Genomic DNA, 26,642 nt, shown 5'->3' with positions numbered 1-26,642 from the left:
TAGCCTGACACAGTTTATTTTACACTCTCGATATTTGTCACCTCTATTGGTCCGTATTGGTTCTTATACACAATGGCTATATGCGGGGTAATATATTATTTGACTTTCAATTGTGTTGGCAAATGGAGCATAATGGGCAAATTGTGCTTATTTGCTACATTTCTTATGTTAGTCTCACAATACACTCCAGTTCTTAATTCTACGAATGCAGCTTTCTATTTCATTGGTGTCTGTTTGCGTCTGTCTGAAAAACGTCTTGATGAAATTATAAAACCATCGTTGTGGAGTATTCTGCCTTTCATAGCAATAGCAAGTTTTCCAAACTATAAAAATTGGAACTTTTTAGCGGTTACAATATTAGCATTGTCATTCCTTTCTTTCGTTCCGAAACTCATACAGAGTATCAAAAACAAGAAGGTCTTGGGAATTATAGGATATATCGGAAGAAACACACTTCCTATATACCTTTTTCATCCAATATTCACAATGGGAGGCAAGTTAGCATTGCCACTATTCCATTTTGATAAATCAGGGGGGGGTACATACGGTCTTCACTATTGCCGTTAGCATAATCGGAAGTATTGCTATTGCTGCAATCCTTGACAGATGTCACCTGTCTTATATTTTTGCGAGAGAAAGGTTCTTACGCTAATCATATCAACGATAAAATAAAACAGGTAGAATTTGAGAATGGACAATGATACAAGATATATTTGCTATCATGTGCAATCTTGGTAGGATTATATAAGAGTGATGTTATTGCATTGATACCCAATACTTGTTGCTTGGTGGTCACTTGAAATGTTCCCAAAATGAGAATACAAGTATAACATTGCCTAAAAATAGCACATTCATTTATATTCTTTAACTAAAAGTTATGCAGTCATCAAGCCGTTTGTGTATCTATATCAAGATAGATAGTACGAAAAATCGCTCATGGCTTCAAATATAACAACATTAGTAGAAAAAGCGAAACAAGGTGACGCTGACGCTTTAAGCACATTATACCAAATGTATTATCCTAAGATGAAAGGGATATGCATCAATATTCTTAGAGAGGACAAGGCTGTCGTTGACGACCTTGTCCAAGATGCTTTTATACTTGCGTTTGTTTCATTGAAAGACTTGAAGAATACTCATAGGTTTAGTCAATGGCTTACAAGTATCACCACTAACCTTGTATTGAAATATCAGGAGCAAGGTAAGAGACACGATTTCATTTCCTTGTCTGATGTAGAGGAAGAATTCAGTACCGTATTGGAAGATGGCAACACTTCCAAGCAGTCAATTTCGTATGAGGAAATTATGTCAGCAATAGACAGTTTGCCTGAAGGGTATAAGAAAATATTCAATATGTCTGTTTTGGATGGCTTGTCCCATCAAGAAATCAGCGAATTACTTGATATTGCTCCACATAGTTCTTCCTCACAATTGTCAAGGGCAAAGACAATGTTGCGAAACATATTGTCTCCAAGAGCTATGCTTATCATCGTATTGGCGTTGATAGTCATCCCTGTATATAGATATTTTACTGTAAAGAAGAAACTCGTTTCTGAGAATGATGTGAATGTAGTTCGAACTCGAAAGCCTAATGAAGGCATTACGCCTATACAAAAGAAGCCTAATGTTTCTGTTATTAGAGCGCAAAATGCTATTTTGTGCTCTAATTATCGAAGTGTTCAACAGAGAAAGAACACGGTGATAACTGGTGGTGATTCTATTAAGACAGGTCAAAATGTCATAGTCGAAATAACCGATTCTTTACAGAAAAGCCAACAATTTTTGGTATATAACGAGCAAGATAGCATCATCACAAAAGATTCTATCTATACACCTATTCCAAACGAGGAAAGATGGATTGCGGATGATACAAGGACGCACAAGAAAAGTAAATGGCAGTTGCTTGCAGCTGGTTCTTTGGGTACTACTATTGCGCAAAATGTTTATAAGATTATAACAAGTAGCGGTGATGATATTACGAGTGAACAACCTTCAAAAAAGAGTTTTACTACATGGGAAGAGTATTCTGAATATCTACATCGCTTAACTCCAACTGACCCAACGGCGGAAAATATTGCAATGATGGATATTACCGATAACAACAAGGGCAAAATTGAAGAGGCAGAACATCATGACAAACCTATAATATTAGGATTGGCTGTGAACAAGAGCATAGGAAAGCATTGGAGCTTAGAAACAGGACTCCAATACTCTTACTTGAAGTCATATTTTACTTTGGGTACCGGCAATTACCGTGTTGACAAGGAACAAAAATTGCATTACATCGGTATCCCTGTCAAGCTCTCGTACCAATTCATGGCTTACAAGAGACTGTCTGCTTACGGTTCTGCGGGAGCAAGCATTCAGATACCATTGTCTGGGAAGACATATGCAGACTATGTAGTAGGAGGAAAGTCTGGCTATACAACGGATTGGAAGACAACACCTTCTATACAGTGGACTGTAAACACTAATATCGGAATACAATATCAATTTGCACCAAAGTTGACATTGTTTGTTGAGCCAACGCTGAATTGGTACATTCCGAATGGAAGCGAAGTCAAGAATACTTGGACAGAACGTCCATTTACATTGACTGTGCCTTTCGGTATTAGGCTCTCTTGGTAAGAAAGTCTCAAATTGCATGCAGTCTTTATGAATGATCTGTATCTATATATACAGAAAAGTCAAAAAATAAGATACATGCAAAAAAGACATACAGACAGGAAGATGTATTTCCGTGACTTGGAGATAACATCTAAGGAGTTTTATATCAGCTACTTGTCAGATTTTACGGAACTGACACCAAAGAGTAGAATCTTGGAGGTAGGCTGTGGTGAAGGAGGAAACTTAGTTCCCTTTGCACAGTTGGGCTGCAAAGTGACAGGTATAGATATTGCCGAATGCAGAATTAAAGAAGCCAGAGCATACTTTTCTGAAATCAGCAATTATGCCACATTTGTATGCAGTGATTTCATGCAATATCCTGTTCCATGTAATGAAGAGGATAAATATGACGTAATACTATTACATGATGTGATAGAACACGTTCCTACAAAAGAGCCATTTCTTGCACACCTAAGAAAGTTTATTAAACCAAAAGGCGTGCTGTTTGTCGGATTCCCCGCATGGCAAATGCCTTTTGGAGGACATCAACAGATTTGCAGAAGCAAACTTTGCTCACATCTGCCATTCATTCACTTGTTGCCAAACCCTTTATACAAGTTGTTGCTAAAAACATGCAATGAAGAGAAAGGAACTATGAATGAACTTATGAGCATAAAAGAATGCCGAACAAGTATAGAGTTGTTTGAAAGACTCATACACCAATGTTGCTTCTCGGTAACAGATCAAAAACTTTGGTTCATCAACCCACATTACAAACAGAAGTTCCACCTTACTCCACGGCTCTTGCCACATTGTATCTGGAAGGTGAAGTATATCAGAAATTTCTTCACCACTTCATGTTGGTATATATTGGACATAAGCCATAAATAGAACTTACGTTTTTTAGGCAACCATTAAATCTATGAAACAATTAATAAGATATACTTAACCATTTCGGAAAAGCAGACTCCAAAAATCAGTATTGGAATCTGCTTTTCTACTTGTATAAAAATGTAGGAAAACAGTATGATAGACAGCATTTCTATTTGTTCTTATAGAATAAAAGGGGATGATTGGCAATCACATCCTTTAAGGGAAGTTGTTTCAACCCTACACATCTAAAATATTATTGAATAACTTTGGTTGTCACATTTTGAGTTCGGTTGAAACGTTCCCATCCAAACACTATTTGGTAGTTTTTAATGTAAGCGAAAGTTAAATACGTTAAATTACTAGCCTTTCGTATCTAAACAGAATCCACACAGTCACTTTTCTACCGTTTAAAGCGTATAATACTGATAATCAACTAATAATAGATACATATTATAAACCACTTAGGCAAGGGGTGTTGGTGATTCTACCGCAAAGGTAATTAATTCTGAGCAAATCACAACTGATTTAGTGAGTTTTTAAACGTGATATGACATTAGACTCATACCATACTGCAGCCTGCGTCATTACGTCCTTCAAGTCCTCGATGAACTGCATGTAGTTATTCTGAGTTATAGGGATATATCGCTCCGGGTGTTGTCCGTCGTGGTCGCCACTTGTCAGGTGGATGATGCAGAATGTGCGGTCCGTATCGTGATGGGCTACCATGCCTCGCTCCTTGAGAGCTGCCACCGTGCGGTCGAAGTCTGCTGGAGTGGTGGGTATCACCTGCAGCACGCTCCAGGGGTATTCCTGAGCCGTGAGGAGCGTCTGCCCCTCCTGCTGACTGAGCAGGAAGGAATGAATTGTTCTTGATGTTTTCATGCTACAAAGTTTAACGAGTTGGTGATTCTACCGCAAAGGTAGTTAATTCTGAGCAAATGTTTTAGCCTTTTATATGACCACCGCTGTGCCGCTGCATGTCACCATGAGCATCGATCCGCCCTGTCCTACGGTTTCGTAGTCGAGGTCGATGCCTACGATGGCGTTGCAGCCGAGGCTCTCGGCACGCTGCGCCATTTCGCGCATGGCTGAGTCTTTAGCTTCGCGCAGCACACCCTCGTATGCACCGCTGCGACCGCCGAAGAAGTCGCGCAAGCCTGCCATGAAGTCTTTGAAAACATTGGCACCGATGATGGTTTCGCCGGTTACTACGCCGCGATATTCGCGTATGGGGTGTCCTTCGAGTGTTGGTGTTGTTGAGAAAATCATAGTATTGTTCCTTTCTTTTTAATACGTTAAATAAACGCTATTGTGGGCGGTTTATTTTGTGGGTTAACAATAAATAATATAACTTTGTTCTTCATCACAGATTATTATAGAAATATATGACAAAGAAAGCGATAGTAATAGGTGCTACTTCTGGCATAGGGCTTGAAGTGGCTCGTCTTTTAGCCGTGCGTGGCTACAGCGTAGGCATAGCCGGCAGACGTGTGGAGCGGCTGCAGGAGATAGTGGCTACCACTGACGGCATAGTGGCGTGGCAGCAGATTGATGTGAACGCAGAGGATGCCTCCGATGGCTTGCATGAGCTTATTGGCAGGCTGGGCGGCATGGACTTGTACTTCCATAGCTCGGGAATAGGGTGGGAGAACTGCTCGCTCGATGCGGAGAAGGAGATGCGGACGGTGCAGACCAATGCTGTTGGTTTTACACGAATGGTGCTGGCGGCTTACCAGTGGTTTGCCGACAACAACCACCGAGGACGCATAGCTTGCATAACGTCGATAGCCCGCACACGCGGACTCGGTGCTGCGCCTGCCTATTCGGCTACAAAGCGCTACCAGTCGCACTACCTCGAATGTCTGGCGCAGCTCGCCAGTATGCGCCGCCTGCCCATCGCCATCACCGACATACGTCCGGGCTTCGTGGCTACGGACCTGATTGCTGGCAGCCATTTCCCACTGCAACTCTCGGCGGAGCATGTGGCTGCGGACATCGTGAATGCGGTGGAGCGTGGCAAGAAGGTTGTGACCATTGATTGGCGCTATAGGTTGCTCGTGGCTGCGTGGCGCATGATACCGCGCTGTGCGTGGATCAGGCTGCGGTTCGTGAAGTAAGACTTCTACGGAATATGCGGATTTTGAGGGAGTGAAATAAGCACATAGAGAAATAAGAATACAATATCAAATGGAAAGCGTGTAGCTCAATGAGTTACACGCTTTTCTTGTTTTTGGCCGTACACAATAATATTGCTATCTTTGCGTTATTATTATAAACATCTGTACCTTATTTGTACCTGTAAGAAAAAGTAGATATGATGAGAAGAATAGATATTAAGAACTACAAAATGAATGAATTATGGCAGTAGCAAAGTATAAGATAGTACGGAAATGTCCTGTGTGCGGAGAAGAGTTCTTCGCAAGGACTTTGGAGTCCTGGTATTGTTCACCCAAATGCTCCAAGGTGGCGTGGAAGCGTAAGCATGATGAAGAAAAACGCCAACTTGAACTGGACAAGATTGTAAGCAATATGCCCAAGTCTAAAGAGTATATCAGCATAACGGAAGCGTATGCTATGTTTGGTGCAAGCCGCTCAACCATTTATAGGCTCATCTACATGAAAAAGATTTCCTTCATTGAGCCAGAGAAAGGAATACGACTTGTATGCAAAGGAGAACTAATGAATCTGTTTCCGTTAAGACAGTCTCCGCTTGACACCAAGCCAAGGAAACCAGTTACCATGTACCGCATGGAACCAGAGGATTGCTATACAATAGGTGAGATTTCCAAGAAATTTCATCTGGATGACAGCACCGTGTATGCTCATATACGAAAATACTCAATACCGACCCGGCAAATCGGTAATTATGTGTATGCTCACAAGGAATCAATAGACAAACTTTATAAAGATATAAAACCATTATGAAAAGATTAGATTATACTAAAGTCTCCGTCAAATTAAAGAAAAGTGAGTGGAGAGATGAGTGGTTCATCTATCTTGAAGCTTATCCTGTTTATGAGACGGGAAATGACAAACCCAAACGAGTGCGTGAATATCTCAGGAGGTCTATTACTACCCCTATATGGGATAAACGACGAAGCGAGCGAGCCGTTGCTGGTAGAATAAAGTACAAGCCCAAGCGAGATGACAATGGCGTTATTCAGTGTAAATCCAAGCAAGATATGGAAACTTGCCTTTATGCGGATGGCGTTCGAGTCCTGCGTCAAAAAGAGTACGACAACATGGCTCTCTTTACTGACCAGCAAATGGAAATGGCAGAACAAAGCGAACGCTCAAAATGCAATGTTCTGGAGTATATTGAGAAGTTAATCAAAGAAAGAGAGGAAACTGCGTCAGAATCGATAGTTGTCAACTGGCGCAGATTGCACACACTGTTGTCAATGTTTGCCAAGTGTGACTACATACAGTTCTCGCAGATTGACATGAAGTATATTGAGGCATTCCGTTCCTTCTTGATAAAGGCACCGCAGGGTGGTTCTAAGAAAGGAACTATTTCAAGGAATACGGCATCGACGTACTTCTCTATCTTCAAGGCGGCACTCAAACAAGCTTTCGTGGATGGCTATCTGAATTGTGATATTGCTGCCAAGGCTAAAAATATCATGTTTCAGAGTGCTCGAAGAGAGTATCTGTCACTGGAAGAACTTAATATATTGGCAAAGACTCCGTGTGATGATATACTAAAACGGGCAGCCTTGTTCTCTGCACTGACAGGAATGCGACATAGCGATATTCAAAAGCTTAAATGGTCAGAGGTTGAAGAATACAATGGTGGGTACCGTCTCAATTTCACTCAGCAGAAGACTAAGGGCGTTGAATACATGCCTATATCGCCACAGGCATACAAGCTTTGCGGTGAGCGCAAGAAAGACGGAGAACTGTTGGTGTTTGCCGGACTGCCTGACCCTTCATGGATATCTAGGCCTTTGGAACGGTGGGTAAAAGCATCAGGGATTACCAAGCACATCACCTTTCATTGCTTCCGCCACACCTATGCAACGTTACAATTGGCTAACGGTACAGACATATATACCGTAAGCAAAATGTTAGGGCATACCAATGTAAAAACCACGCAAATCTACGCAAAAGTAATTGACAAGAAGAAAGATGAAGCTACAGAAGCTTTTAAGTTGGACATAGATGAATAGTGATTATCATTTGTAAGCACTTAGTATAGAAGACCACTTGTATCAATAAGTCCTTTATTGTACAGGTGGTTTTTAGTGCCTTTCATTTTCAACATTCTATGTAATGATGCTATTGTTTTGGCACTTTAACCTTTCGTGGAAACCAAACATTTATAACAATAAACAGATAAAAATGAAAAAAGACAGCCTTTTTTGGCTTCTCTCTTTTTGAAGAGAGCAAGCGTGTCCACAAACATGTGGAGTGTACAGAAGACTTCTACAGAGAACTGTATGAGTTGTTTGAGATCGCAAGAAGTTGGTATCTTCAAGCTGAAAAGAATCATATGAAGACAGAGTACTTCATAGAACTATTTGAGCGCAGTCACCAATATATTGACTGTGATTGTGCACGTTGTAAGAACTCGCGACAGATGGCAATTGGCATTATTGGTACTTTGTTTAGAGACTCTAAGTGTGTGTCAATAATCAAGAAAAAAGAAGATTATTCCAAGCAGGAACTTATTGAGTTGTTTCTTCAACATGTGGGTACTGGTCTGCCAATCCTTACCCGAAAGAAATCGTCCATCCTCACTTTGGGATGCCAATTGTCAGACAGACAGATGGATTTGTTGGTAGAACTTGTCCAAAGTCACGACATATTTGATTTTGCCGACAACAGTGATGTGCGTAGCGAGTTGTGTCGCCTATTCAAGTGCGACTTGGACGCATCTATCCGTGTAAAGAATGTACGTAATGTAGCCGTACTGTTTGACGCTATGGCTCAATACCATTTGATAAACAATAATTGGCAATATGTCATGGGAGAAGGTCGCTTCTTAACCAGTATCAAAAAGGATGGAACAGAGAAATTCATAACTTCAAGTTGTCTTTCCTCTTCTCTTTCAAGGATAAGAAGAAACGTTTCCATGACAGCAAGTCAATATGCCATCTGCAAATCCATCGAACAGATATTAAGAGAGGAATAAATCACAATAATTCTGCTAAATGAAAGTAAAAACGTGATAGTTTGGTTGATACTGCCTTACTATCACGTTACTTTTTCTATTTAGTGACAGTCTCCCCATAACTTTGCATCAAAAATCATAAAAAATAATTAGCATGGAAGAAAATAGTATAAGATTTGAAGATATTCCCAACGCTATAACGGGGGTACTGAAAAAGCTGTCATCATTAGAAGACAAGATTGATGGTATATATGAACTTGTTCAATCAGAAAAAGAAGAAACATGGTTTACGGTTGCTGAATTATGTGCTTATCTCCCAACACATCCGGTAGAGCATACCATATATTGCTGGACAAGCAATCGGGAAATACCGTTTCACAAGAGAGGCAAACGCATCATGTTCCTCAAATCTGAGATAGATGAATGGCTTCAAGGAACCAAGGGCAAATCGAAGAACGAGATTCAAAGAGAAGCAGAGGAATATGTACTATCTACACAAAGAAAGAATAGACGGCTAATATAACCGTGCTACTGTCTGTAAACAATTTAATTAAGGTACGTGACACATGAATGAAAGACATTTTAGACTCTATGAGCGAATTGTCGCAATAGAAGACAGTTTGGAGGCTTTGGGACCTATTGACAAACTAATAGAGCGAATCGAGGAATTGGAGAAGATGGTCAAGCAGACCAAAACCGTCTTGGGGTTTGACGAAGCATGTAAGTATATTGGTGTTTCTGAAAGCCTGCTATACAAACTTACAGCCGCAAAAGAAGTTCCACACTATAAGCCAAGGGGAAAAATGCTGTATTTTAATAGAGAAGAAATCGACAAGTGGCTGCTCCAAAACAAACAAGAGGTCATTGGAATGGTAACGAAAATAGAAATTGATAATCCGAAAGAATGAAAATGGAAGAAAATAACAAACATGTACAGCCTAACTCAAAAGAGGAAGGAGTACAGCGTCTCAATCGCATATTGAGCGAATCGTTGATAAAGGCAACAGATACTTATAAAACACCTCCTCAGATTATATGGGTTGATAATTCCAGCATAGCCACATTGGGCAACTTCAGTGCTTCTACTGGTAAGGCAAAGGCGAAAAAGACCTTCAACGTGTCTGCCTTGGTAGCCGCTTCCCTCGCCAACGGCAAGGTACTGAACTATCGCGCCAGTCTGCCAGAGGGGAAACGCAAGATACTGTATGTAGATACGGAGCAGAGCCGCTATCACTGCCATAATGTGCTGGAGCGCATCCTGAAGCTCGCTGGTCTACCTACAAGCATCGACAACGAGAACCTTGACTTTATCTGTCTGAGAGAGTACACGCCCTCCGTCAGGATAGAGGTCATAGACTATGCGCTTGCCCAAGACCAAAGCTATGGACTGGTCATCATCGACGGAATCAGAGACCTGCTTCTCGACATCAACAATGCGGGAGAATCGGTCGAGGTCATCAACAAGATGATGGAATGGTCATCAAAGTATGACCTGCACATCCATTGCGTATTGCATCAGAACAAGGGCGACAATAACGTGCGCGGGCATATCGGTACGGAGATGAACAACAAGGCAGAGACGGTGCTTGTCATCACCAAGAGCACCACCAATCCCGACATCAGCGAGGTGAAGGCGATGCACATCCGTGAGAAGGAGTTCAAGCCGTTTGCCTTTACAGTCAATGAGGAAGGGTTGCCAGAGATTGTCGAGCACACGCCGGAGAAGGAAGAAGGTGACAAGCAACCGTCAAGGTTTACTTACCAAGACTTGACATCCGAACAGCATAACGAGGCGCTGACGGCTGCATTCAAGGAGAAACCTATCAAAGGATTCGATCGCATGGTGGAGGAATTAACGCAAGCCTATGCAGACATTGGCTTTAAGCGTGGCAGAAGCGTCATCATCAAAATGCTGAAATACCTGATTAACGAGCAAAAGCTCATAGTGAAGCGGGATAATCATTACTATTTCGGATATACACCTGCCGAGATTGACCTGTTCCATGAAGAGGAATAAAAACAGTTCAGAAACCAGTTTAGTTTACGTCCGTACCTATATATAAGAAATAAGGCCAAAGTAAACCGAAATCGGAGGCTGAATTGGGAAGCGGAAAAGTAGTTTAGCAAATGGTTTAGTTTACGGGTGTGCCTATATAGGAGAAAGGGTAAAGTAAACTGTTTCCATGGACAAAGTAAAACCGAACAAATGAAAGTACAATGAATATTGAACAATCGAAGAAACTGAGCATTATAGACTTCTTAGACAAGGAGAATGTAACGCTGAAAAAGAAGAAGGGCAATGCCTACTGGTATCTGTCACCCTTCAGGGACGAGAAGACCGCATCGTTCAAGGTCAGCAAGAAGGAGAACCTGTGGTACGACTACGCCATTAAGGAGGGCGGTGACCTTGTGGAGCTGGTAAAGCGTATGTATAACAAACAATCCGTTTCCGATGCCCTTGCCTACCTTGCGTCCAAGAGTATTGCCACTGTGGATAAGGCAATCGAGACCGCTATCGCAGCCAAGGAATACACGACAACCAAGATGAACGATGTGAAGCTGCTCCCACTGAGCAACCATTCTCTGCTGTCCTATTTCAGTAGCCGACGGATAGACATCACCATTGGCAGGATGTATTGCAGGGAGATACACTACAAGGTTGAGCAAAAACATTACTATGGCATTGCCTTTGGCAATCTGAGTGAAGGACATGAGGTGCGCAATCCCTATTTCAAGGGCTGCATCGGGCATAAGGACATCACCCTGCTTGCCCATACGTTCAACGAGTGGCAAAACGGTTGTCTGGTCTTTGAGGGCTTCATGGACTTCCTTGCTTATATGACCCTCGTTAAACAGCAAGACCGATGGTTTGTCGTTGAAAGCCCTTGCGACTATATGATACTGAACTCAGTCGCCAACCTCAAACAGGCATTGCATTACCTTGACCGTTACACCCACATCCATTGCTTCCTCGACAACGACCAGGCAGGACGCAAGACGGTTGAGAGCATCAGCAATGTATTCGAGTACAGGGTGACGGACGAGTCCTTCAGATATGCCGACTACAAGGATGTCAACGACTATCTGATGAGGAAGAAACGAACGGCATCTGAATGACATTATAAAGACGAAAACACCATCATTTGATGCAAAAATGGCTCAAATGCATTGAAATTACATATCAAATCTGCACTTTTTCGCCCAAACATGCTTGATTCTCAATTATTATCCTTATTTTTGCATCGTTTTAATACATTATTAAAATGTAGCAGAATGGAATTAAAAAAAGAAATAAGGATATTGGGCAGACGCTTTGAGGTGGAACCTCGTGCCAAGGAAAGCCTGAAAGGCATCACGGTTGGCGAGAAACTCTCATACCGTTTCTATGATGGCACATACCAAGGCACGCCCCTGCTGTTCGTTGAGCCCAAGAAGGGCAATCCCTCTCCACGGACTTGCGCCATCACGGGCAAGCGGTTGACCGAAGCCCTGGGACTGCCTGCGGTGTTTATCCTTGCGCCCGGACCCACCTACGAGCGACACAGACTGGCAGACAAAGGAGTCTTCTTTGTCATGTCCGAGGAATATGCCCATCTGCCAGGCATCATAGCATTGGAGAAGACAAGCAACAGGAAGATTGCCGAAGTATTGACCCCTGTGGCGCAATACATACTACTCTATCACCTACAGGTGGGCAGTATTGAAGGAATGTCGCCAAGGGATATTGCACCGTTGCTTCCATATTCTTACGAAAGCGTCACGTTGGGTGTCACCTGTCTTGAAGATGTAGGACTGTGTCAAAAGATTCAGAACGGACAGCGCAGCAAGGTGGTACACTTCGAGTTGAAGGGCAAGGAACTGTGGGACAAGGCTCAGAACGTCTTGCTGTCACCTGTGGAGAACCGCATCTTTTGCGATGACATACGCTTGGATGCGGAATACCCCGTATGCGGCATCAATGCCCTGGCACATTATTCCATGCTTAATCGTGACCGGGAAGAGATGATAATGATGACAAGCAAGGAATATCGTGCCGTCAAGTCGGCTGATGTCATGGAGAATCCCAACATCTATGACGGCAACTATATCATAGAGGTATGGAAATACCCTGTTGTCAGCAAAATGGGCGACAAAAGCCAGTGGGTTGATCGCCTTTCCCTTGTCCTTTCGTTGAGAGATGATGATGATCCGAGAGTAGAAAAAGAAGTAGAACGAATAATCAGTGAACAGAAATGGAAGGATTAGTCAAGTTCCGTGAAGCATTTGCGGAATACTCAGAAAACTATGTGGTGATAGGCGGAGCAGCCTGTGACATCACCATGACCAATACCGTGGTGCGTCCACGCGCCACACACGACATCGACATGATAGTCATCGTAGAGAACATGACCGAGGCTTTCGCCAATCGCTTCTGGCAGTTTGTGCGGGAGGCTGGCTATCGACCTGAAAAGAGGAAACAGGAGGCTGGTGAGCCACCAAGGTATGAAATGTATCGTTTCCTTGATGGTAAAGACGGCTATCCCGAGATGATAGAACTGCTGTCACGCCACCCCGACGTGCTTGGAGAGCCAAAGGGATTTGTCATAGAACCTATCCCGACCGATGAAGATGTGTCGAGTCTTAGTGCCATCATCATGGACGATGATTACTATCACTTTACTATCGCACACAGCCAACTGACTGATGGCATACGCCATGCCAATTCCGCTGCCTTGATAGCACTGAAGGCAAGAGCCTACCTAAATCTCATGGCAGACAAGCGGGACGGCAAGCATGTGAACACCAAAGACATCAAGAAGCACCGTTCGGACATCCTGAAAAATGTGGTCATAATGACTGAGGACAACATTGAGGCTCCTGCTTCAATAGTGGCATGTATAAGGGAGTTTGTCGCCTCCATCAGAGCCGACTGGTCAACTCTCGCAGAACCATTGTCAAAGTCACTCGGTCAAGACGAGGCATTTGTGACCGGACTGTTAGATCAACTGGATGAATTGTTTATAGAAGCATGACCAATATGAAGATACAATACGCATCCGACCTGCATCTGGAGTTTGCCGACAATTGGCGGTATCTGAAAGCCCACCCCTTGGAGGTGACGGGCGACATACTGCTGCTTGCCGGCGACATCGGCTATCTCGGCGATGACAACTACTCCAAGCATCCCTTTTGGGACTGGGCATCGGAGAACTACAAGGAGGTGCATTGCTGCATGGGCAACCATGAGTTCTACAAATATTATGATGTGGCGACACTGCCCGACGGCTATCTCTTGGAGGTACGTCCCAATGTATTCAGCCACTACAACGGTATTGCGAGGATTGGCGACACCGACATCATCCTCTCCACCCTTTGGTCGAGGATTCCTTTGGAGGACGCTTACTTCACCGAGCAAGTGATAAGCGACTTCCGCCGTATATTATATAAAGGTGAGCTGATGACCCATGCCCAATTCAATGCTGAGCATGAACGTTGCCTCACCTTTATCAAGGATGCAGTGGCATATTCGCAAGCAGCCCATAAGATTGTTGTCACCCATCATGTACCATCGTTCCGTATGCTCCACCCAAAGTTTCAAGGCAGCAAGGCAAACGTGGCGTTCACCGTAGAGTTGGAGGACTATATCACCGATAGCGGCATAGACTATTGGATATACGGACATTCGCACACCAACATCGATGCCAGGATAGGCAACACCCAATGCTTGTCCAACCAGTTGGGCTATGTTTTCTCTAACGAACATCAGGACTTCTCCCATGGCAAGTACCTGACCATATAGCCATCCACATTTTTTTCATCCACCCTCTTTACAAGCTCTTCCCTATCGGAAGGGCTTTTTTTGTGCCTTTCGAGTTTGATTTTTGAGTATGATTGCGAGTGTAATCAAAATTAGAGTTAAGATTTGGCTCCGCGGAAAGTCATTTCGGTTTAAGATTGAAGAAAAGGTAGTTCCTTTGCATCGGCAATAAGCCAAACCATAGTAAAATCAAACTTGAAAATATGAAGTCATTTGTAATATTCGCCATTGTCGTGACCATAATCTATGTCATCTACTATACGGTCATCATCGTGCAGGATCTGTACGGAAAGCCCAAGGACGAGAAGTCACAGGGCGAGTCGTTTGATGTCAGTGACATGACCGACGAGGAAGAGTCGATAGCGGTCAGCGAGAGCGACGGTGGTTTCAGCGTAGGCGACAACCAATATGAGACAGCCTACGAGGAGAAGCAGCTTGCAGAGCCTACAGAGGAGGCAGCCGCCACTGCGGAAGAGAGCAAGCCTCATGTGCTTGAAAAGATACAAAGCGCAATCGAGAAGAAGATGGAGGAAGTGAATACCACCTATTCCGACCCCATGTATTCGGAAGAATTGAACAACACCATCATCGCCCGCGGTCTTCGTCACAATGGACGTGACATGGTCAAGGTGGAATCACTCAATAATGAGATATGATGTCAAAAACAAGAAGTGCATTTCTATCATTATATGCCGCTTTAACCCCAGCTCTGGCCAGTGCTAAGTGTGGCAACGTGGACTACAGCTGGGGAGCGGACGCACTTGCGAGTGCCCATGACTATGCCGTGACGATGATGCTCTATATCGTTTATCTGTGCTATGCAGTGGCGGGCATCGTGGTCATAGTCAGCGCCTTGCAGATATATATAAAGATGAATACGGGCGAAGAAGGAGTGAAGAAGAACATCATGATGCTGGTGGGAGCCTGCCTGTTCCTCATAGGAGCGACCATCGTCTTCCCCGCTTTCTTCGGTTATCAGATTTGAGATACAGGTGATACGAGATAAGATAACTCAAAGTGTACAAATTAAAAGGTAAAAAGAATGTTTGAAAGGATTAACAAGAAGGTGAAGGGATTCTTCTCTTCACAGCGCATGAAAACGCTCGCCCTGATGTTGCTTGTCGGCACCACCGCAGCAATGGCACAGAACGCAGCCGGCGACTACTCGGCAGGAACGACCGCGCTTACCACAGTGACGGAGGAGATTGCCAAGTATGTACCTATCGTGGTGAAGCTCTGCTATGCCATTGCAGGTGTCGTTGCAATTGTCGGAGCCATAAGCGTTTACATCGCCATGAACAACGAGGAACAGGACGTGAAAAAGAAGATCATGATGGTCGTCGGCGCATGTATTTTCCTCATTGCAGCAGCCCAGGCACTGCCTCTGTTCTTCGGCATTGGAGGTTAAACGCAGCGTGAGATTGTGAGTATGTAGAACGTTAAAACACTGACAGTTATGGCAGATACAAAGCAAGAGCGTTTTCCGGATTATCCCATTTTCAAGGGACTGCAACGTCCATTGGAGTTCTTCGGGTTGCAGGGACGCTACATCTACTGGGCGGCAGCCACCGCAGGAGGAGCCGTTGCGGGTTTCATCCTCGGCTACTGCATCTTCGGTTTCGTGGCAGGACTCGTGCTGCTAGTCCTCGCCGTAGCTGTCGGTGGCGTTCTCATCGTCATGAAGCAGCGCAAGGGCTTGCACAGCAAGAAGAGTGACAACGGCATATTCATCTATGCCTATTCAAAGAAAGTGTAAAACAAAAAAGAGAATCCATTATGTCCAAGTGGAAAGCTATCAATGATTGTAAGTGAATGGAGGTGGGGGCATCACGCATGAGGGTGCGCCCGCCTTTTTGCGATTAAAAAAGAAAAAGAACAATGACCCTATACATCATACTCATATTCTCAGCCATCTGCGTGGGCATGGCCATCAGTGTCAAGGCATTCGGCACGGGAGGGAAGCGCAAGCGCATCTTCCAGGACATCTACTTCTCCATCGAGGAAGTGGATGGCATCGGCGTGCTCTATACCAAGACGGGCGAATACTCCGCTGTTCTGAAGATGGAGAACCCTGTGCAGAAGTATTCCGCCAACATCGAGGCCTACTATGAGTTCACCCACCTCTTCGCCGCCCTTGCCCAGACCTTGGGCGAAGGCTATGCGCTGCACAAGCAGGACGTGTTTGTGAGGAAGGCATTCAAGGAAGAGAACGGTGGAAATCATGAGTTCCTGAGCGAGAGTTACTTCCGCTATTTCAACGGCAGACCCTTTACCGACAGCGTCTGCTACCTCACCATCACACAGGAGAACAAGAAGAGCCGTCTGATGTCGTTCGACAACAAGAAATGGCGTGACTTCTTGGTGAAGATACGCAAGGTGCACGACCAGCTGAGGGATGCCGGCGTGAAGTCCCGATTCCTCGGCAAAACGGAAGCCTGCGAGTATGTGGACCGTTTCTTCTCCATGAACTTCCGTGACAAGGTGGTGTCGATGACCAACTTCAAGGTCGATGACGAGACCATCGGCATGGGGGACCGTAGCTGCAAGGTGTATAGCCTTGTGGATGTGGATTATGCCAACTTGCCGTCGGTCATCCGTCCCTACGCAAATATCGAGGTGAACAACACCAGTATGCCCGTTGATCTCGTGAGCATCGTCGATAGCGTGCCCGGAGCCGACTGCGTGGTGTTCAACCAGATGGTGTTCGTGCCCAACCAGAAGCGTGAGCTTGCCCTACTCGACAAGAAGAAAAACCGCCATGCCTCCATGCCCAACCCCAGCAACCTGATGGCTGTAGAGGACATCAAGCGTGTGCAGGAGGTGATAGCCCGTGAGAGCAAGCAGCTCGTCTATACCCACTACAACCTCGTGGTGGCAGTGAGCGGCGACACCGACATACAGAAATGCACCAACCATCTCGAAAACTCCTTCTCGCGCATGGGCATCCACATCAGCAAGCGGGCCTACAACCAGTTGGAGCTGTTCGTCAACTCTTTCCCCGGCAACTGCTATGGCATGAATGCCGACTACGACCGATTCCTCACCCTCGGCGATGCCGCCACCTGTCTGATGTACAAGGAGCGCATCGTGCATAATGAGGACACCCCGCTGAAGATATACTATACCGACCGCCAAGGTGTGCCCGTAGCCATCGACATCACAGGAAAGGAGGGAAAGGAGAAGCTGACCGACAACTCGAACTTTTTTTGTTTGGGTCCTTCGGGCAGCGGCAAGTCGTTCCACATGAACAGCGTGGTGCGTCAGTTGTGGGAGCAGAACACCGACATCGTCATGGTCGATACGGGTAACTCGTATGAGGGACTCTGCGAGTATGTGGGCGGCAAGTACATCGCCTATACGGAGGACAAGCCCATCACCATGAACCCCTTCAACATCAGCAAGCGGGAGCTGAACATTGAGAAGATAGACTTCCTGAAGAACCTGATACTGCTGATATGGAAAGGCTCGGAGACGCAGATACCCGAACTGGAGTTCCGTGTCGTGGAGCAGTTGGTGACGGAGTATTACGATTTCTATTTCAACGGTGTGCAGCCCTATCCTTCCTCACAGAAGGAGACACTGAGAAAAAACCTCTCCACCATGGAGAAGCGGCGCGGCACGGAGCTGACGCAGATACACGACAAGGTGGAGAAACTCATCAAGGGACTGGAGGAACGGCGCATGGCATTGAGCGTGAAGACCCTCTCCTTCGACTCATTCTATGAGTTCGCCTGTGAGCGTCTCGACCAGATCTGCATCGAGAACAACATCACCACCATCGACTGCGACAACTTCGCCTATATGCTCCAAAACTTCTACCGTGGCGGCAAGTACGACAAGATTCTCAACGAGAACGTGGATAGCACCTTGTTCGACGAGACCTTCATCGTCTTCGAGGTGGATGCCATCAAGGAGAACAAGCAGCTCTTCCCCATCGTGACGCTCATCATCATGGACGTGTTCCTGCAGAAGATGCGCCTGAAGAAGAACCGCAAGTGCCTTGTCATCGAGGAGGCATGGAAAGCCATCGCCTCGCCGCTGATGGCCGAGTACATCAAGTACCTATGTGCGCCCGTAAAGGTTGCATCGTAAATATCTCTTTGGCAGGAGATTAGGAACGTGTTCTTTGAAAAATAACCTATCATCAGCCGACTTATCTGTTTCGGGAAAACTTAACCGAGCAGGGAGTGTAGCATGTCGGAAAAGTCATAAGTCAGTTAGTTACCAAACTGCGACTGAATGGCGAGATGAAAAGATAGATATGAGGATAAAGTCCGAATTGATTGAACGATAGTCTGAGTGGTCCCCCTTGAGGCTATGGCGTAAGGTAACTATCAACCGCCATATCGTGATACTACTTCAGTGAATAGGTATGAATGTAGCAAGAACTTATCACGACACAACCGCAGTAAGCGAGTAAAGGACGGAAGTCGTATCCGACAATCTATCATGCCAACAGTTACGATGTGATAAACGGGGATTACCTATCCCGAAGTGCCGAAAGGCTATTAGGTTCGACCTATGAAAATTCGGAGTGGTAACGGAGCTTCCATAGTAGTTTGAGCAAGGTAACGCCTTGTACATGGCGAAGGGAAGCAGCTAATTATTAATACAATTAACGGAAAATGTGAGAGACATTATGAGAAGTCCAGAAAGAGTATTAAACAGTCTATCAGAACACAGTAAGGATGCAAGCTATAAGTTTGAACGTCTTTACAGAATTTTGTTCAATGAGGAAATGTTCTATGTTGCCTATCAGCGTATTTACGCTAAAGAAGGTAACATGACTAAAGGTTCGGACGGTCAGACCATTGACAGCATGAGCCTGAAACGAATTGAAAAGTTAATTGATATGTTAAAAGACGAAACGTATCAACCCCAACCGTCAAAGAGAGTGTACATACCGAAGAAAAACGGTAAGAAAAGACCTCTTGGCGTGCCGACTTTCAATGACAAGTTGATACAGGAAGTGGTAAGAATGGTATTGGAAGCCATATACGAGGGAAGTTTTGAATATACCTCGCATGGGTTTCGTCCCAATCGAAGCTGCCATACTGCATTAACTCATATCCAAAAGGAGTTTAGCGGTGCAAAATGGTTTGTAGAGGGAGATATAAAAGGCTTCTTTGACAATATAAACCATGATGTATTGATAAACATTCTCTCGGAGCGCATTGCGGATGAACGATTCATCCGACTGATACGCAAGTTTTTGAAAGCTGGATATATCGAGGAATGGCAATTCCACAATACTTACAGTGGCACACCGCAAGGGGGTATCATCAGCCCGATATTGGCTAATATATACCTTGACAAGCTGGATAAGTATATAAAGGAATACATAGCCAAATTCGACAAAGGGAAGAAACGAAGATTCAGTAGAGAAAGTATGGACTTTGGCAATGCAAGAAAACGTATTGTGCGAAAATTGAAATCCGTAAAAGATGAAAGGCAAAGGACAAAGCTAATCCTTGAACTGAAAGCAATAGAAAAAGGACGGGCTAAATATCCCAACGGCGAAGAAATGGACGCCGATTACAGAAGAATGAAATATGCAAGATATGCAGATGATTTTCTTGTGGGAATTATCGGAAGCAAGCAAGATGCACAACAGATAAAGGAAGATATTAAAAACTTCCTTGCTGATAAACTGGCATTGGAGCTGTCCGATGAAAAGACACTTGTCACTCACACGGAAAGACCAGCCAAATTTCTCGGATATGAAATCAATGTAAGAAAGTCCAACGACCAAAAAAGGGATAAACGGGGTAGATTAAGAAGAACCTATGGTAAAAGGGTCTGCTTAAATGTCAGTATGGAAATTGTCCGTAAAAAACTTTTCAATTTGGGAGTCTTAGAACTGACAAACCGTAACGGAAAGGAAATATGGAAACCGAAATGCAAATCGGGACTGATATTCAATGACGACCTTGAAATCCTTGATAGTTATAATCGAGAAATCGTGGGTTTCTATAACTATTACTCCATAGCCAACAACTGCGCCCATGCCTTGAATAATTTCAAGTACATCATGGAATACAGCATGTACAAAACGTTTGCAGGCAAATATAAATGCCGTACACGTGAGGTAAACAAAAAATATCGTAAGAACGGTAGGTTTATCATAAAACACATGACTAAAACAGGTGTAAAGGAAAGATTCTTTTACGATGGTGGCTTCAAACGAAAGAAACCCACCTATAAATCGGAATGTGACACTATGCCACGAACAATTTATACTGCGGGACGGACAAGTCTTGTTGAAAGGCTGAAAGCCCGTGAGTGTGAACTATGTGGAACGACAGACGACCTTGTTATGCACCATGTAAGGAAGCTAAAGAACTTGCAGGGAAAGGAAAGCTGGGAACGACACATGATTGCCCGCAAACGCAAGACGATTGCAGTGTGCAGGAGTTGTCATAAGAAGATACATGACGGAAAGATAGACTGAAATTAGTGGAGAGCCGGATACGCTGAGAGGTGTAAGTCCGGTTCGGAGGCGAGCATTTGGAAACCTGCCATAGAAATATGACAAGGCGCCGGGTGCTTAGCCTACACAAGACAGCCCGAAAGTTCTGGGCGAGCGTGGGCGTAGTGACACAGGAGATACAGGACATCATCGGCAGTCCCATCGTGAAGGAAGCCATCATCAACAACTCCGACGTGGTGATGCTGCTCGACCAAAGCAAATTTCGTGAGCGATTCGACGAGATCAAGGCGATATTAGGATTGACGGATGTGGATTGCAAGAAGATATTCACTGTCAACCGCTTGGATAACAAGGAGGGAAGAAGTTTCTTCCGTGAGGTGTTTATCCGACGTGGATCGACGAGCGGAGTGTATGGTGTGGAGGAGCCGCACGAGTGCTATATGACCTACACCACCGAGCGAGCTGAGAAGGAGGCATTGAAACTCTATAAGCATGAACTGAAGTGCAGACATCAGGAGGCTATCGAGCGGTATTGCAGAGATTGGGATGCCAGTGGCATCGGGAAGTCGTTGGCATTTGCGCAGAAGGTCAATGAGGCGGGGCATGTGCTCAATTTGACGGACGATGGAGCCACTCGCCGCTGACACGGCGAGCACGGGGGCTGATTGATGGAAACGGAAATCCCGGAATAGACGTAAAGCCCAGATGCCCGAAAGCAAAACTTTCGGGAACGGTGGCTGGGTAGTATTTACGATTAGTAGTAAATACGATTAGTAGTGAATACTACCAATAGTAAATACTACAAGTAGTAAAGTAGTGGAATAGTAGAAACTGAAAGTAGTAAAAACGTAAAGTAGTGAAGCAATGAGACGTTTATACCTTATTATAATATATATGTGTCTTACACTTGTCGTGGGAAGGGTTCATGCGCAGTATTACAGCGTGAACTACGACAAGCAGATCGTTGCCGCCATGGCTGCCGCATTCGGTGCTGGAGCTATGGCAGAGAGCTATTATAACGAGCAGGTGGGCGAAATCTTGAAGCACTACAATGCCGCAGAGGTTGCCACTGCCGGCATCTTCGCTGCCAAGTTCTTGGAGCGCAAGGCATTCACCGACCTCGGCATTTGGAGCAGTAGCACGGAGAACTACTATTACCGCCGCATCCACAATATGGTGGCGAACAAGATTATGCCCAAGATATGGACGGTGGCAGGAATGATGCTGAAAAGTCCGCAGACCGCCCTCTACTGGGGCAGTTACCTGATGAAGATATGCGCCGACACAAAGTCGCTGTGTATGCAGTTTGAGAGTGTCGTGACCAACAGTAGCTTGACCTTTGCCGACATTCAGTTCTTGGAAATCAACCAAGAGATAGCCGCCATCCTCAAACTCTCGGAGATAGGCAATGTAGATTGGCAGCAGCTGTTGGATGACATCGCCAGTGTGCCCGGCAACTTCACCGTGGAGAACCTCACCGCCGACATCGAGACGCTTTACAATATGGGAGCATCGTTGGCGACGGCAGGTATCAACGGGGCATCAGGCGCACTCTTGCAGCAGAGTGCCTTCAACGACCTTTTCAATGGCAAGGTGAGTAAAATCATCGACATCTATGACAACTACCATGACCTCTATGAACAGGCAGAGAACGGCATCGGCAGCACACTCCTTAGTCTGGTGGGTGGCGAGGACAACGTGGCAGCCCTCTTCGACCTCTCCAACTACAACATCACCTCGTGGATGACAGACTATCTGAGCGAGACGCAGGGCAACTACTATACACAGCGTTGGTACATTGCCCGACGAGACCAAGGCAGCGTAAGCCTCTGTGACTACTATCCGCCGACCGATGACAACAGTATTCTGAACGGTGACCATTGGTATCGTATCAACACCTCCGACCCCAACTTCTACCCTAACAGCACGCAGCGAGAGCAGATACTGGCCAACTCGGAGAACCATGCCGGATGGAGCCGCAGCCGTGTGCAGCAGCTCAACGCCCAGAGCGACGGCTTCACCTATACGATGAACTATTGGATGTCGTCGTACATCATCAGCCGTGGCGGCAAGCAGACCAAGAAGGCCTACGCCTACGAGATACACGTTACCAAGAGCTGGAACAACGTGGAAGAGGTGTATGAGGATGTCTTCGACTCCTACAGCATGGACTTGAATACCTTCAAGCGTCAGTTGCAGGCACGTCTCTCGGAGTATAACGACAACGAGGAGGGCTATGTCTATTACATCGGCAGTGACGCACGCCGTTACTATCAAGCCACCGATGCCGCCAAACTGAAGGGCGTGGAGAGCGTGACCATCAGCGTCACCTGTTCGGACGGTGTCACCCTCGGACAGGGCAGCACGCAGTACAAGTGCCGTGAGTGCGGCGGTTCGCTCAATGCCCACAGCAAGGAATGCGCCATGAGGACAAGCGTATCAGAAAATAATCTCGACCTATCGGAACTGGACGAGAAGGAACGTGAGGCGAATAGCAAGATAGCCCTGTTGGAGGCGCAGATAAGCCAGTTGGAGACAGAGAACAGGAACCTGCTCACGCAGATAGCCAATGCCTCTGTGGAGGAAGCCCCTGCCTTGCGGCAGCAACATAATGTCAACAAGACGAAGATAGACAACCTGAAGAAGGAATTGGCGACATGGCAGCAGCAGTTGGCAGACATACAGAATGCCAAGAGCGAGGCGGCTAACGACAATGCCACCTCCACCGATGACTACTACCGCATCCCTGCCATCATGCAGGATGTGAAGTCAGCCTACAATCTCACGTGGCAAGGTGCCGGTTCGTGGAACGGCTACACCTACGTCCGAACTGCCACCATGCCCAACATCAACGGCATTATCACCTTCAAGGCGACACTGTCCATTGCAAGGAAGCCCAAGTACTTCCTTGGCATCAAGATACACCGTGCGATACTGCAAATATCGTGGGAGCTGACCTCGGAATACACCGACACACAGGTGGTGGATGTGCTGACCCTTGACCCGAATGCCTCTGACGAGGAGAAGACGAGGCAGGTGAACAGCCGTATCTCGGAGATAGCCCAGGAGTTCCCGTCGTGCAGCATCACCACAGAATATGCCAAGAGCGAGGCAACCCAGACCGCCGACAATGACGATGTAATACACCTGCTCTGGTCGAGCGACCGTCTGGAGATAGCCCGTGAAGTAGATAGCCGTATCACCAAGATTTACGCCGACTTGGTATCATTAGAAAAAATGATGCACTACAAGCGCAGCATCATTGACGTGCTGAAGGACATTCTTCCTTCAATCGACGCAGACCAAGGTCGCAGAAGGACACTCATTGAAGAGTGCTACGAGCGATGGAGAGAGAATGCAGACCCTAACAGAGGGAATGGTGAAGATAACGAGAACGAAAACTGAGGGAGGAACGGAGAATGAGACATACCATCATCATAGCTCTCCTGCTGATTACCCTCTTCCCCAATACAGCCTTGGCGCAATGGGGATTCGATGCGGTATCGGTGGAAGCATACATCAACGACCACAAGAAGCAGCGCAGCCTCTTGCTGGCACGCAGCACTTTGGAGTACAGCAATCAACTGCTGCATGAATACAGCAGTGAAGAGGTGGGCAAATACAAGGAACTGAATGTGGATTTGGACAAATACACCCGGGCCTTCGACATCATCGATGTGATGTACCAGTCGTTGCGCACGGTGCTGAACGTGAAGAGCACCTACCAGACGGTGAGCGACCGCATCAGTGACTACAAGAACCTGTTGGAGGACTTCAATGATAAGGTCATCAAGCGGAAACACATCGAACTGGCTGACACGATGCTCATCAGCATCAACAAGAAAGCCATCGACAACATATACAACGAAGGAAGCCAACTCTACCATAGCGTCAACGACCTCGTGTTGTATGCCACAGGAGCGGCAGCCTGTTCAACTTCCGACCTGCTGATGGTGTTGGACAATATCAACAATTCGTTGGACCTGATAGAAAAACATCTGAACCAAGCCTACTTCCAGACATGGCGGTATGTGCAGCTGCGCATGGGCTATTGGAAGGAGAAGGTGTATCGGACGAGGACGAAGGAAGAGATACTGGAAGATGCCTTCAGCCGATGGAAAGTGGCAGGAAAACTTGACTATTGACGGATTGTAAACAAAAGAAGAACGGACATGAAGAAGACAATGATACTCATCATGGCGGTAGCAACCACCATCAAAGCCACAGCCCAGAGCGTGACCTACAACCACGACTCCTCCAAGCAGAACCAGATAACGGTGATGGAGACAGGTGGCGGTTCTCTCACCCCTGAGTTCTATTATTGGCTGTTACATAACAACTATAAGAAGACAGCGGCAGAGAAGAACAAGTTAGGTTTCCGCACTCTTGCCGGCATCAACCTCTACAACCAAGTAGATGATGCGGAGAAGATAGACTCTGCCCTCACCAAGCGTGCTGAGGTGGAAGCCTTGAACGTAGCCGACCGACAGATAGACCTCGCCTGGCTTGCCGAAAGCAGCAAGATCAACGGTCAGTTGGACAAGATGAAGGCGAACATAGACCATATCATCCCTACAGGAGGCACCATCAACGACAAGCGTCGGTGGGAGGAACTGTACAATATGTACCAGTGTGCCGTGAAAGCCACCAAGGATGCCTATATGCCCAATGCACAGAGAAAGCGGCAGTATCTTAGCATCTATGCCGACCTGACGACACAGAACGAGACACTACTGAAATACCTTGTGCAGCTCAACACCCAAAGCCAGACTACCGCCCTCTTGGCAGCCACCAACGACCGTGTAGTACATAAAGGCAGCATCATCAGCGATGCCAAGAGCCGTTGGCAGGAAAACATGAAGGGCGTGAGGAGCTCGACAGGCACTGACGGCGATGATGCCAACAGCGGTGAGGGTGAAGAAAGTGTGAACAGATAGAAATAAGGGAAGAGAAGAAATAATCACAAAACAGCATAGAGATATGAACGATATTCAGATTTTCAACAACGAGGAATTTGGAGCAGTCCGAACCACAGGAACACCAGAGCAACCCTTGTTCTGTTTGGCTGATGTGGCAAGAGTTCTTGGACTAAAAACCAGCAAGTTGGTACAACGACTTTCGGATGATGTACTTTCAAAGTACCCCATCTCGGATAGTCTTGGAAGAGAACAGGTTACAAACTTTATCAATGAAGACGGACTGTATGATGTCATCCTTGACAGTCGCAAACCCGAAGCCAAACGTTTCCGCAAGTGGGTGACATCGGAGGTGCTCCCCTCTATCCGCAAGCATGGTGCCTATATGACACAGCAGACCATCGAGAAGGCATTGGCAGAGCCAGACTTCCTGATACGGTTAGCAGTCAATCTGAAGGAAGAACGACAAAAGCGTCTGCTTGTCGAACAGGAGTGTGAACACCAAAGGACACGCATCGTTGAGTTGGGATCCAAGGTGGATGACCTGCAACAGGAGGTGACGGAGATGAAGGACAAGGTGAGTTACCTTGACATCATCCTTGCCACGAAGAGCAGTGTCCTGGTCACACAGATAGCACAGGACTATGGCGAGTCGTCCATCCGCTTCAACCGACGTCTGAAGGAGATGAACATCCAGTATCAGCGTGGCAAGCAGTGGATTCTGTATGCCGACTACAAGGACTGCGGTTATGTGACCAGCGAGACCTACCTCATTAAACACAAGGACGGTACGGAGGATGTGCGCATGAACACCAAATGGACACAGAAAGGTCGCCGCTTCCTCTATGAGAAACTGAAGAGCGTGGGAGTCATTCCTGTTATCGAAAGAACATAAAATAAAGAAAT

26 protein-coding genes and 1 pseudogene are annotated in these 26,642 nt (G+C 45.8%); 25 read left to right on the top strand and 2 right to left on the bottom strand.

The window, feature by feature from the left end:
- The first annotated feature begins 30 nt into the window (after positions 1-30).
- The 3 genes from HMPREF0673_RS15030 (at position 31) to HMPREF0673_RS02445 (ending at position 3,498) form a co-directional block, all read left to right on the top strand.
- On the top strand, positions 31-567 hold the full coding sequence (locus HMPREF0673_RS15030) for an acyltransferase family protein (protein WP_368085775.1): 537 nt from the start codon (positions 31-33) through the stop codon (positions 565-567).
- A gap of 369 nt (positions 568-936) precedes the next feature.
- On the top strand, positions 937-2,628 hold the full coding sequence (locus tag HMPREF0673_RS02450) for a sigma-70 family RNA polymerase sigma factor (protein WP_007897463.1): 1,692 nt from the start codon (positions 937-939) through the stop codon (positions 2,626-2,628).
- 75 nt (positions 2,629-2,703) lie between these two features.
- Complete coding sequence (locus HMPREF0673_RS02445; protein WP_040596245.1) at positions 2,704-3,498, top strand: class I SAM-dependent methyltransferase; 795 nt, start codon at positions 2,704-2,706, stop codon at positions 3,496-3,498.
- A gap of 507 nt (positions 3,499-4,005) precedes the next feature.
- Here HMPREF0673_RS02445 and HMPREF0673_RS02440 read toward each other — a convergent pair.
- Together HMPREF0673_RS02440 and HMPREF0673_RS02435 are read right to left on the bottom strand one after the other, a co-directional pair.
- Entirely contained in the window at positions 4,006-4,362 is a 357-nt protein-coding gene (locus tag HMPREF0673_RS02440) for a hypothetical protein (protein WP_007897459.1), read from the bottom strand.
- A gap of 69 nt (positions 4,363-4,431) precedes the next feature.
- Entirely contained in the window at positions 4,432-4,749 is a 318-nt protein-coding gene (locus HMPREF0673_RS02435; RefSeq protein ID WP_007897457.1) for a heavy metal-binding domain-containing protein, read from the bottom strand.
- A 116-nt stretch (positions 4,750-4,865) separates the two neighbouring features.
- Between HMPREF0673_RS02435 and HMPREF0673_RS02430 the strand changes: the two genes are divergently transcribed.
- The 22 genes and pseudogenes from HMPREF0673_RS02430 (at position 4,866) to HMPREF0673_RS02325 (ending at position 26,631) form a co-directional block, all read left to right on the top strand.
- On the top strand, positions 4,866-5,597 hold the full coding sequence (locus tag HMPREF0673_RS02430; protein WP_007897455.1) for an SDR family NAD(P)-dependent oxidoreductase: 732 nt from the start codon (positions 4,866-4,868) through the stop codon (positions 5,595-5,597).
- A gap of 241 nt (positions 5,598-5,838) precedes the next feature.
- Positions 5,839-6,405 carry a hypothetical protein gene (locus tag HMPREF0673_RS02425; RefSeq protein ID WP_005812876.1) on the top strand — a complete coding sequence of 189 codons (567 nt, stop codon included), beginning with the start codon at positions 5,839-5,841 and terminating at the stop codon, positions 6,403-6,405.
- Positions 6,402-7,649: a site-specific integrase gene (locus HMPREF0673_RS02420; RefSeq protein ID WP_005812874.1), complete on the top strand. Its 1,248-nt coding sequence runs from the start codon at positions 6,402-6,404 to the stop codon at positions 7,647-7,649. The genes HMPREF0673_RS02425 and HMPREF0673_RS02420 overlap by 4 nt, the downstream gene beginning before the upstream one ends.
- 410 nt (positions 7,650-8,059) lie before the next feature.
- Entirely contained in the window at positions 8,060-8,614 is a 555-nt protein-coding gene (locus HMPREF0673_RS02415; RefSeq protein ID WP_021935591.1) for a hypothetical protein, read from the top strand.
- A 133-nt stretch (positions 8,615-8,747) separates the two neighbouring features.
- Positions 8,748-9,116, top strand: a complete 369-nt coding sequence (locus tag HMPREF0673_RS02410) for a helix-turn-helix domain-containing protein (protein ID WP_004320284.1) — start codon at positions 8,748-8,750, stop codon at positions 9,114-9,116.
- A 43-nt stretch (positions 9,117-9,159) separates the two neighbouring features.
- Positions 9,160-9,501 carry a helix-turn-helix transcriptional regulator gene (locus tag HMPREF0673_RS02405; protein ID WP_005812869.1) on the top strand — a complete coding sequence of 114 codons (342 nt, stop codon included), beginning with the start codon at positions 9,160-9,162 and terminating at the stop codon, positions 9,499-9,501.
- A gap of 2 nt (positions 9,502-9,503) precedes the next feature.
- Positions 9,504-10,610, top strand: a complete 1,107-nt coding sequence (locus tag HMPREF0673_RS02400; RefSeq protein WP_005812867.1) for an AAA family ATPase — start codon at positions 9,504-9,506, stop codon at positions 10,608-10,610.
- 200 nt (positions 10,611-10,810) lie between these two features.
- A complete protein-coding gene (locus HMPREF0673_RS02395) occupies positions 10,811-11,710 on the top strand; it encodes a toprim domain-containing protein (RefSeq protein WP_005812865.1) in 900 nt (299 codons plus the stop codon).
- Positions 11,711-11,866: 156 nt separating this feature from the next.
- The gene (locus HMPREF0673_RS02390; RefSeq protein WP_005812863.1) at positions 11,867-12,838 is read left to right on the top strand and encodes a hypothetical protein; all 972 of its coding nucleotides are present in this window, start codon (positions 11,867-11,869) and stop codon (positions 12,836-12,838) included.
- Positions 12,826-13,605, top strand: coding sequence for a hypothetical protein (locus HMPREF0673_RS02385; RefSeq protein ID WP_005812861.1), 780 nt, complete (start codon positions 12,826-12,828; stop codon positions 13,603-13,605). Before HMPREF0673_RS02390 ends, HMPREF0673_RS02385 begins: the two co-directional genes overlap by 13 nt.
- Positions 13,602-14,372, top strand: a complete 771-nt coding sequence (locus HMPREF0673_RS02380) for a metallophosphoesterase (protein WP_007837351.1) — start codon at positions 13,602-13,604, stop codon at positions 14,370-14,372. The genes HMPREF0673_RS02385 and HMPREF0673_RS02380 overlap by 4 nt, the downstream gene beginning before the upstream one ends.
- A 221-nt stretch (positions 14,373-14,593) precedes the next feature.
- On the top strand, positions 14,594-15,046 hold the full coding sequence (locus tag HMPREF0673_RS02375) for a hypothetical protein (protein ID WP_005812857.1): 453 nt from the start codon (positions 14,594-14,596) through the stop codon (positions 15,044-15,046).
- Entirely contained in the window at positions 15,043-15,375 is a 333-nt protein-coding gene (locus tag HMPREF0673_RS02370) for a DUF4134 domain-containing protein (protein WP_005812854.1), read from the top strand. The genes HMPREF0673_RS02375 and HMPREF0673_RS02370 overlap by 4 nt, the downstream gene beginning before the upstream one ends.
- A gap of 57 nt (positions 15,376-15,432) precedes the next feature.
- On the top strand, positions 15,433-15,798 hold the full coding sequence (locus HMPREF0673_RS02365) for a DUF4134 domain-containing protein (RefSeq protein WP_007837354.1): 366 nt from the start codon (positions 15,433-15,435) through the stop codon (positions 15,796-15,798).
- Between the two features lie 48 nt (positions 15,799-15,846).
- Positions 15,847-16,146 (top strand): DUF4133 domain-containing protein, encoded by a 300-nt coding sequence (locus HMPREF0673_RS02360; RefSeq protein WP_005816074.1) that lies wholly within the window; start codon positions 15,847-15,849, stop codon positions 16,144-16,146.
- A gap of 122 nt (positions 16,147-16,268) precedes the next feature.
- Entirely contained in the window at positions 16,269-18,482 is a 2,214-nt protein-coding gene (locus tag HMPREF0673_RS02355) for a TraG/VirB4 family ATPase (protein WP_007897447.1), read from the top strand.
- 547 nt (positions 18,483-19,029) lie between these two features.
- A complete protein-coding gene (locus HMPREF0673_RS02350) occupies positions 19,030-20,841 on the top strand; it encodes a reverse transcriptase/maturase family protein (protein WP_007897445.1) in 1,812 nt (603 codons plus the stop codon).
- A 101-nt stretch (positions 20,842-20,942) separates the two neighbouring features.
- A pseudogene (locus tag HMPREF0673_RS02345) lies at positions 20,943-21,464 on the top strand (TraG/VirB4 family ATPase); the annotation flags it as partial.
- 220 nt (positions 21,465-21,684) lie between these two features.
- Complete coding sequence (locus HMPREF0673_RS02340) at positions 21,685-24,225, top strand: hypothetical protein (protein ID WP_005816117.1); 2,541 nt, start codon at positions 21,685-21,687, stop codon at positions 24,223-24,225.
- Between the two features lie 14 nt (positions 24,226-24,239).
- Positions 24,240-24,965 carry a hypothetical protein gene (locus tag HMPREF0673_RS02335; protein ID WP_005816118.1) on the top strand — a complete coding sequence of 242 codons (726 nt, stop codon included), beginning with the start codon at positions 24,240-24,242 and terminating at the stop codon, positions 24,963-24,965.
- A gap of 27 nt (positions 24,966-24,992) precedes the next feature.
- On the top strand, positions 24,993-25,757 hold the full coding sequence (locus tag HMPREF0673_RS02330; protein ID WP_005816119.1) for a DUF5045 domain-containing protein: 765 nt from the start codon (positions 24,993-24,995) through the stop codon (positions 25,755-25,757).
- Between the two features lie 43 nt (positions 25,758-25,800).
- Complete coding sequence (locus HMPREF0673_RS02325) at positions 25,801-26,631, top strand: phage antirepressor (RefSeq protein WP_005816120.1); 831 nt, start codon at positions 25,801-25,803, stop codon at positions 26,629-26,631.
- The last annotated feature ends 11 nt before the right edge of the window (positions 26,632-26,642 follow it).

Origin of the sequence: Leyella stercorea DSM 18206, assembly GCF_000235885.1 — a bacterium.
Classification (GTDB): Bacteria; Bacteroidota; Bacteroidia; order Bacteroidales; family Bacteroidaceae; genus Prevotella; species Prevotella stercorea.
Note: the sequence above shows the minus strand (reverse complement) of the source record. Positions and strands in the feature narration are given on the sequence as shown.

Bases quoted from the DNA above. Each gene is read 5' to 3' on its own strand.
- HMPREF0673_RS02365 (WP_007837354.1), top strand. From the start codon at position 15,433: ATGTTTGAAAGGATTAACAAGAAGGTGAAGGGATTCTTCTCTTCACAG.
- HMPREF0673_RS02410 (WP_004320284.1), top strand. From the start codon at position 8,748: ATGGAAGAAAATAGTATAAGATTTGAAGATATTCCCAACGCTATAACG.
- HMPREF0673_RS02350 (WP_007897445.1), top strand. From the start codon at position 19,030: ATGAGAAGTCCAGAAAGAGTATTAAACAGTCTATCAGAACACAGTAAG.
- HMPREF0673_RS02435 (WP_007897457.1), bottom strand. From the start codon at position 4,749: ATGATTTTCTCAACAACACCAACACTCGAAGGACACCCCATACGCGAA.
- HMPREF0673_RS02450 (WP_007897463.1), top strand. From the start codon at position 937: ATGGCTTCAAATATAACAACATTAGTAGAAAAAGCGAAACAAGGTGAC.
- HMPREF0673_RS02440 (WP_007897459.1), bottom strand. From the start codon at position 4,362: ATGAAAACATCAAGAACAATTCATTCCTTCCTGCTCAGTCAGCAGGAG.
- HMPREF0673_RS02355 (WP_007897447.1), top strand. From the start codon at position 16,269: ATGACCCTATACATCATACTCATATTCTCAGCCATCTGCGTGGGCATG.
- HMPREF0673_RS02390 (WP_005812863.1), top strand. From the start codon at position 11,867: ATGGAATTAAAAAAAGAAATAAGGATATTGGGCAGACGCTTTGAGGTG.
- HMPREF0673_RS02445 (WP_040596245.1), top strand. From the start codon at position 2,704: ATGCAAAAAAGACATACAGACAGGAAGATGTATTTCCGTGACTTGGAG.
- HMPREF0673_RS02430 (WP_007897455.1), top strand. From the start codon at position 4,866: ATGACAAAGAAAGCGATAGTAATAGGTGCTACTTCTGGCATAGGGCTT.
- HMPREF0673_RS02360 (WP_005816074.1), top strand. From the start codon at position 15,847: ATGGCAGATACAAAGCAAGAGCGTTTTCCGGATTATCCCATTTTCAAG.
- HMPREF0673_RS02340 (WP_005816117.1), top strand. From the start codon at position 21,685: ATGAGACGTTTATACCTTATTATAATATATATGTGTCTTACACTTGTC.
- HMPREF0673_RS02385 (WP_005812861.1), top strand. From the start codon at position 12,826: ATGGAAGGATTAGTCAAGTTCCGTGAAGCATTTGCGGAATACTCAGAA.
- HMPREF0673_RS02405 (WP_005812869.1), top strand. From the start codon at position 9,160: ATGAATGAAAGACATTTTAGACTCTATGAGCGAATTGTCGCAATAGAA.
- HMPREF0673_RS02415 (WP_021935591.1), top strand. From the start codon at position 8,060: ATGGCAATTGGCATTATTGGTACTTTGTTTAGAGACTCTAAGTGTGTG.
- HMPREF0673_RS02330 (WP_005816119.1), top strand. From the start codon at position 24,993: ATGAAGAAGACAATGATACTCATCATGGCGGTAGCAACCACCATCAAA.
- HMPREF0673_RS02420 (WP_005812874.1), top strand. From the start codon at position 6,402: ATGAAAAGATTAGATTATACTAAAGTCTCCGTCAAATTAAAGAAAAGT.
- HMPREF0673_RS02400 (WP_005812867.1), top strand. From the start codon at position 9,504: ATGGAAGAAAATAACAAACATGTACAGCCTAACTCAAAAGAGGAAGGA.
- HMPREF0673_RS02395 (WP_005812865.1), top strand. From the start codon at position 10,811: ATGAATATTGAACAATCGAAGAAACTGAGCATTATAGACTTCTTAGAC.
- HMPREF0673_RS02325 (WP_005816120.1), top strand. From the start codon at position 25,801: ATGAACGATATTCAGATTTTCAACAACGAGGAATTTGGAGCAGTCCGA.
- HMPREF0673_RS02370 (WP_005812854.1), top strand. From the start codon at position 15,043: ATGATGTCAAAAACAAGAAGTGCATTTCTATCATTATATGCCGCTTTA.
- HMPREF0673_RS02425 (WP_005812876.1), top strand. From the start codon at position 5,839: ATGGCAGTAGCAAAGTATAAGATAGTACGGAAATGTCCTGTGTGCGGA.
- HMPREF0673_RS02380 (WP_007837351.1), top strand. From the start codon at position 13,602: ATGACCAATATGAAGATACAATACGCATCCGACCTGCATCTGGAGTTT.
- HMPREF0673_RS02375 (WP_005812857.1), top strand. From the start codon at position 14,594: ATGAAGTCATTTGTAATATTCGCCATTGTCGTGACCATAATCTATGTC.
- HMPREF0673_RS02335 (WP_005816118.1), top strand. From the start codon at position 24,240: ATGAGACATACCATCATCATAGCTCTCCTGCTGATTACCCTCTTCCCC.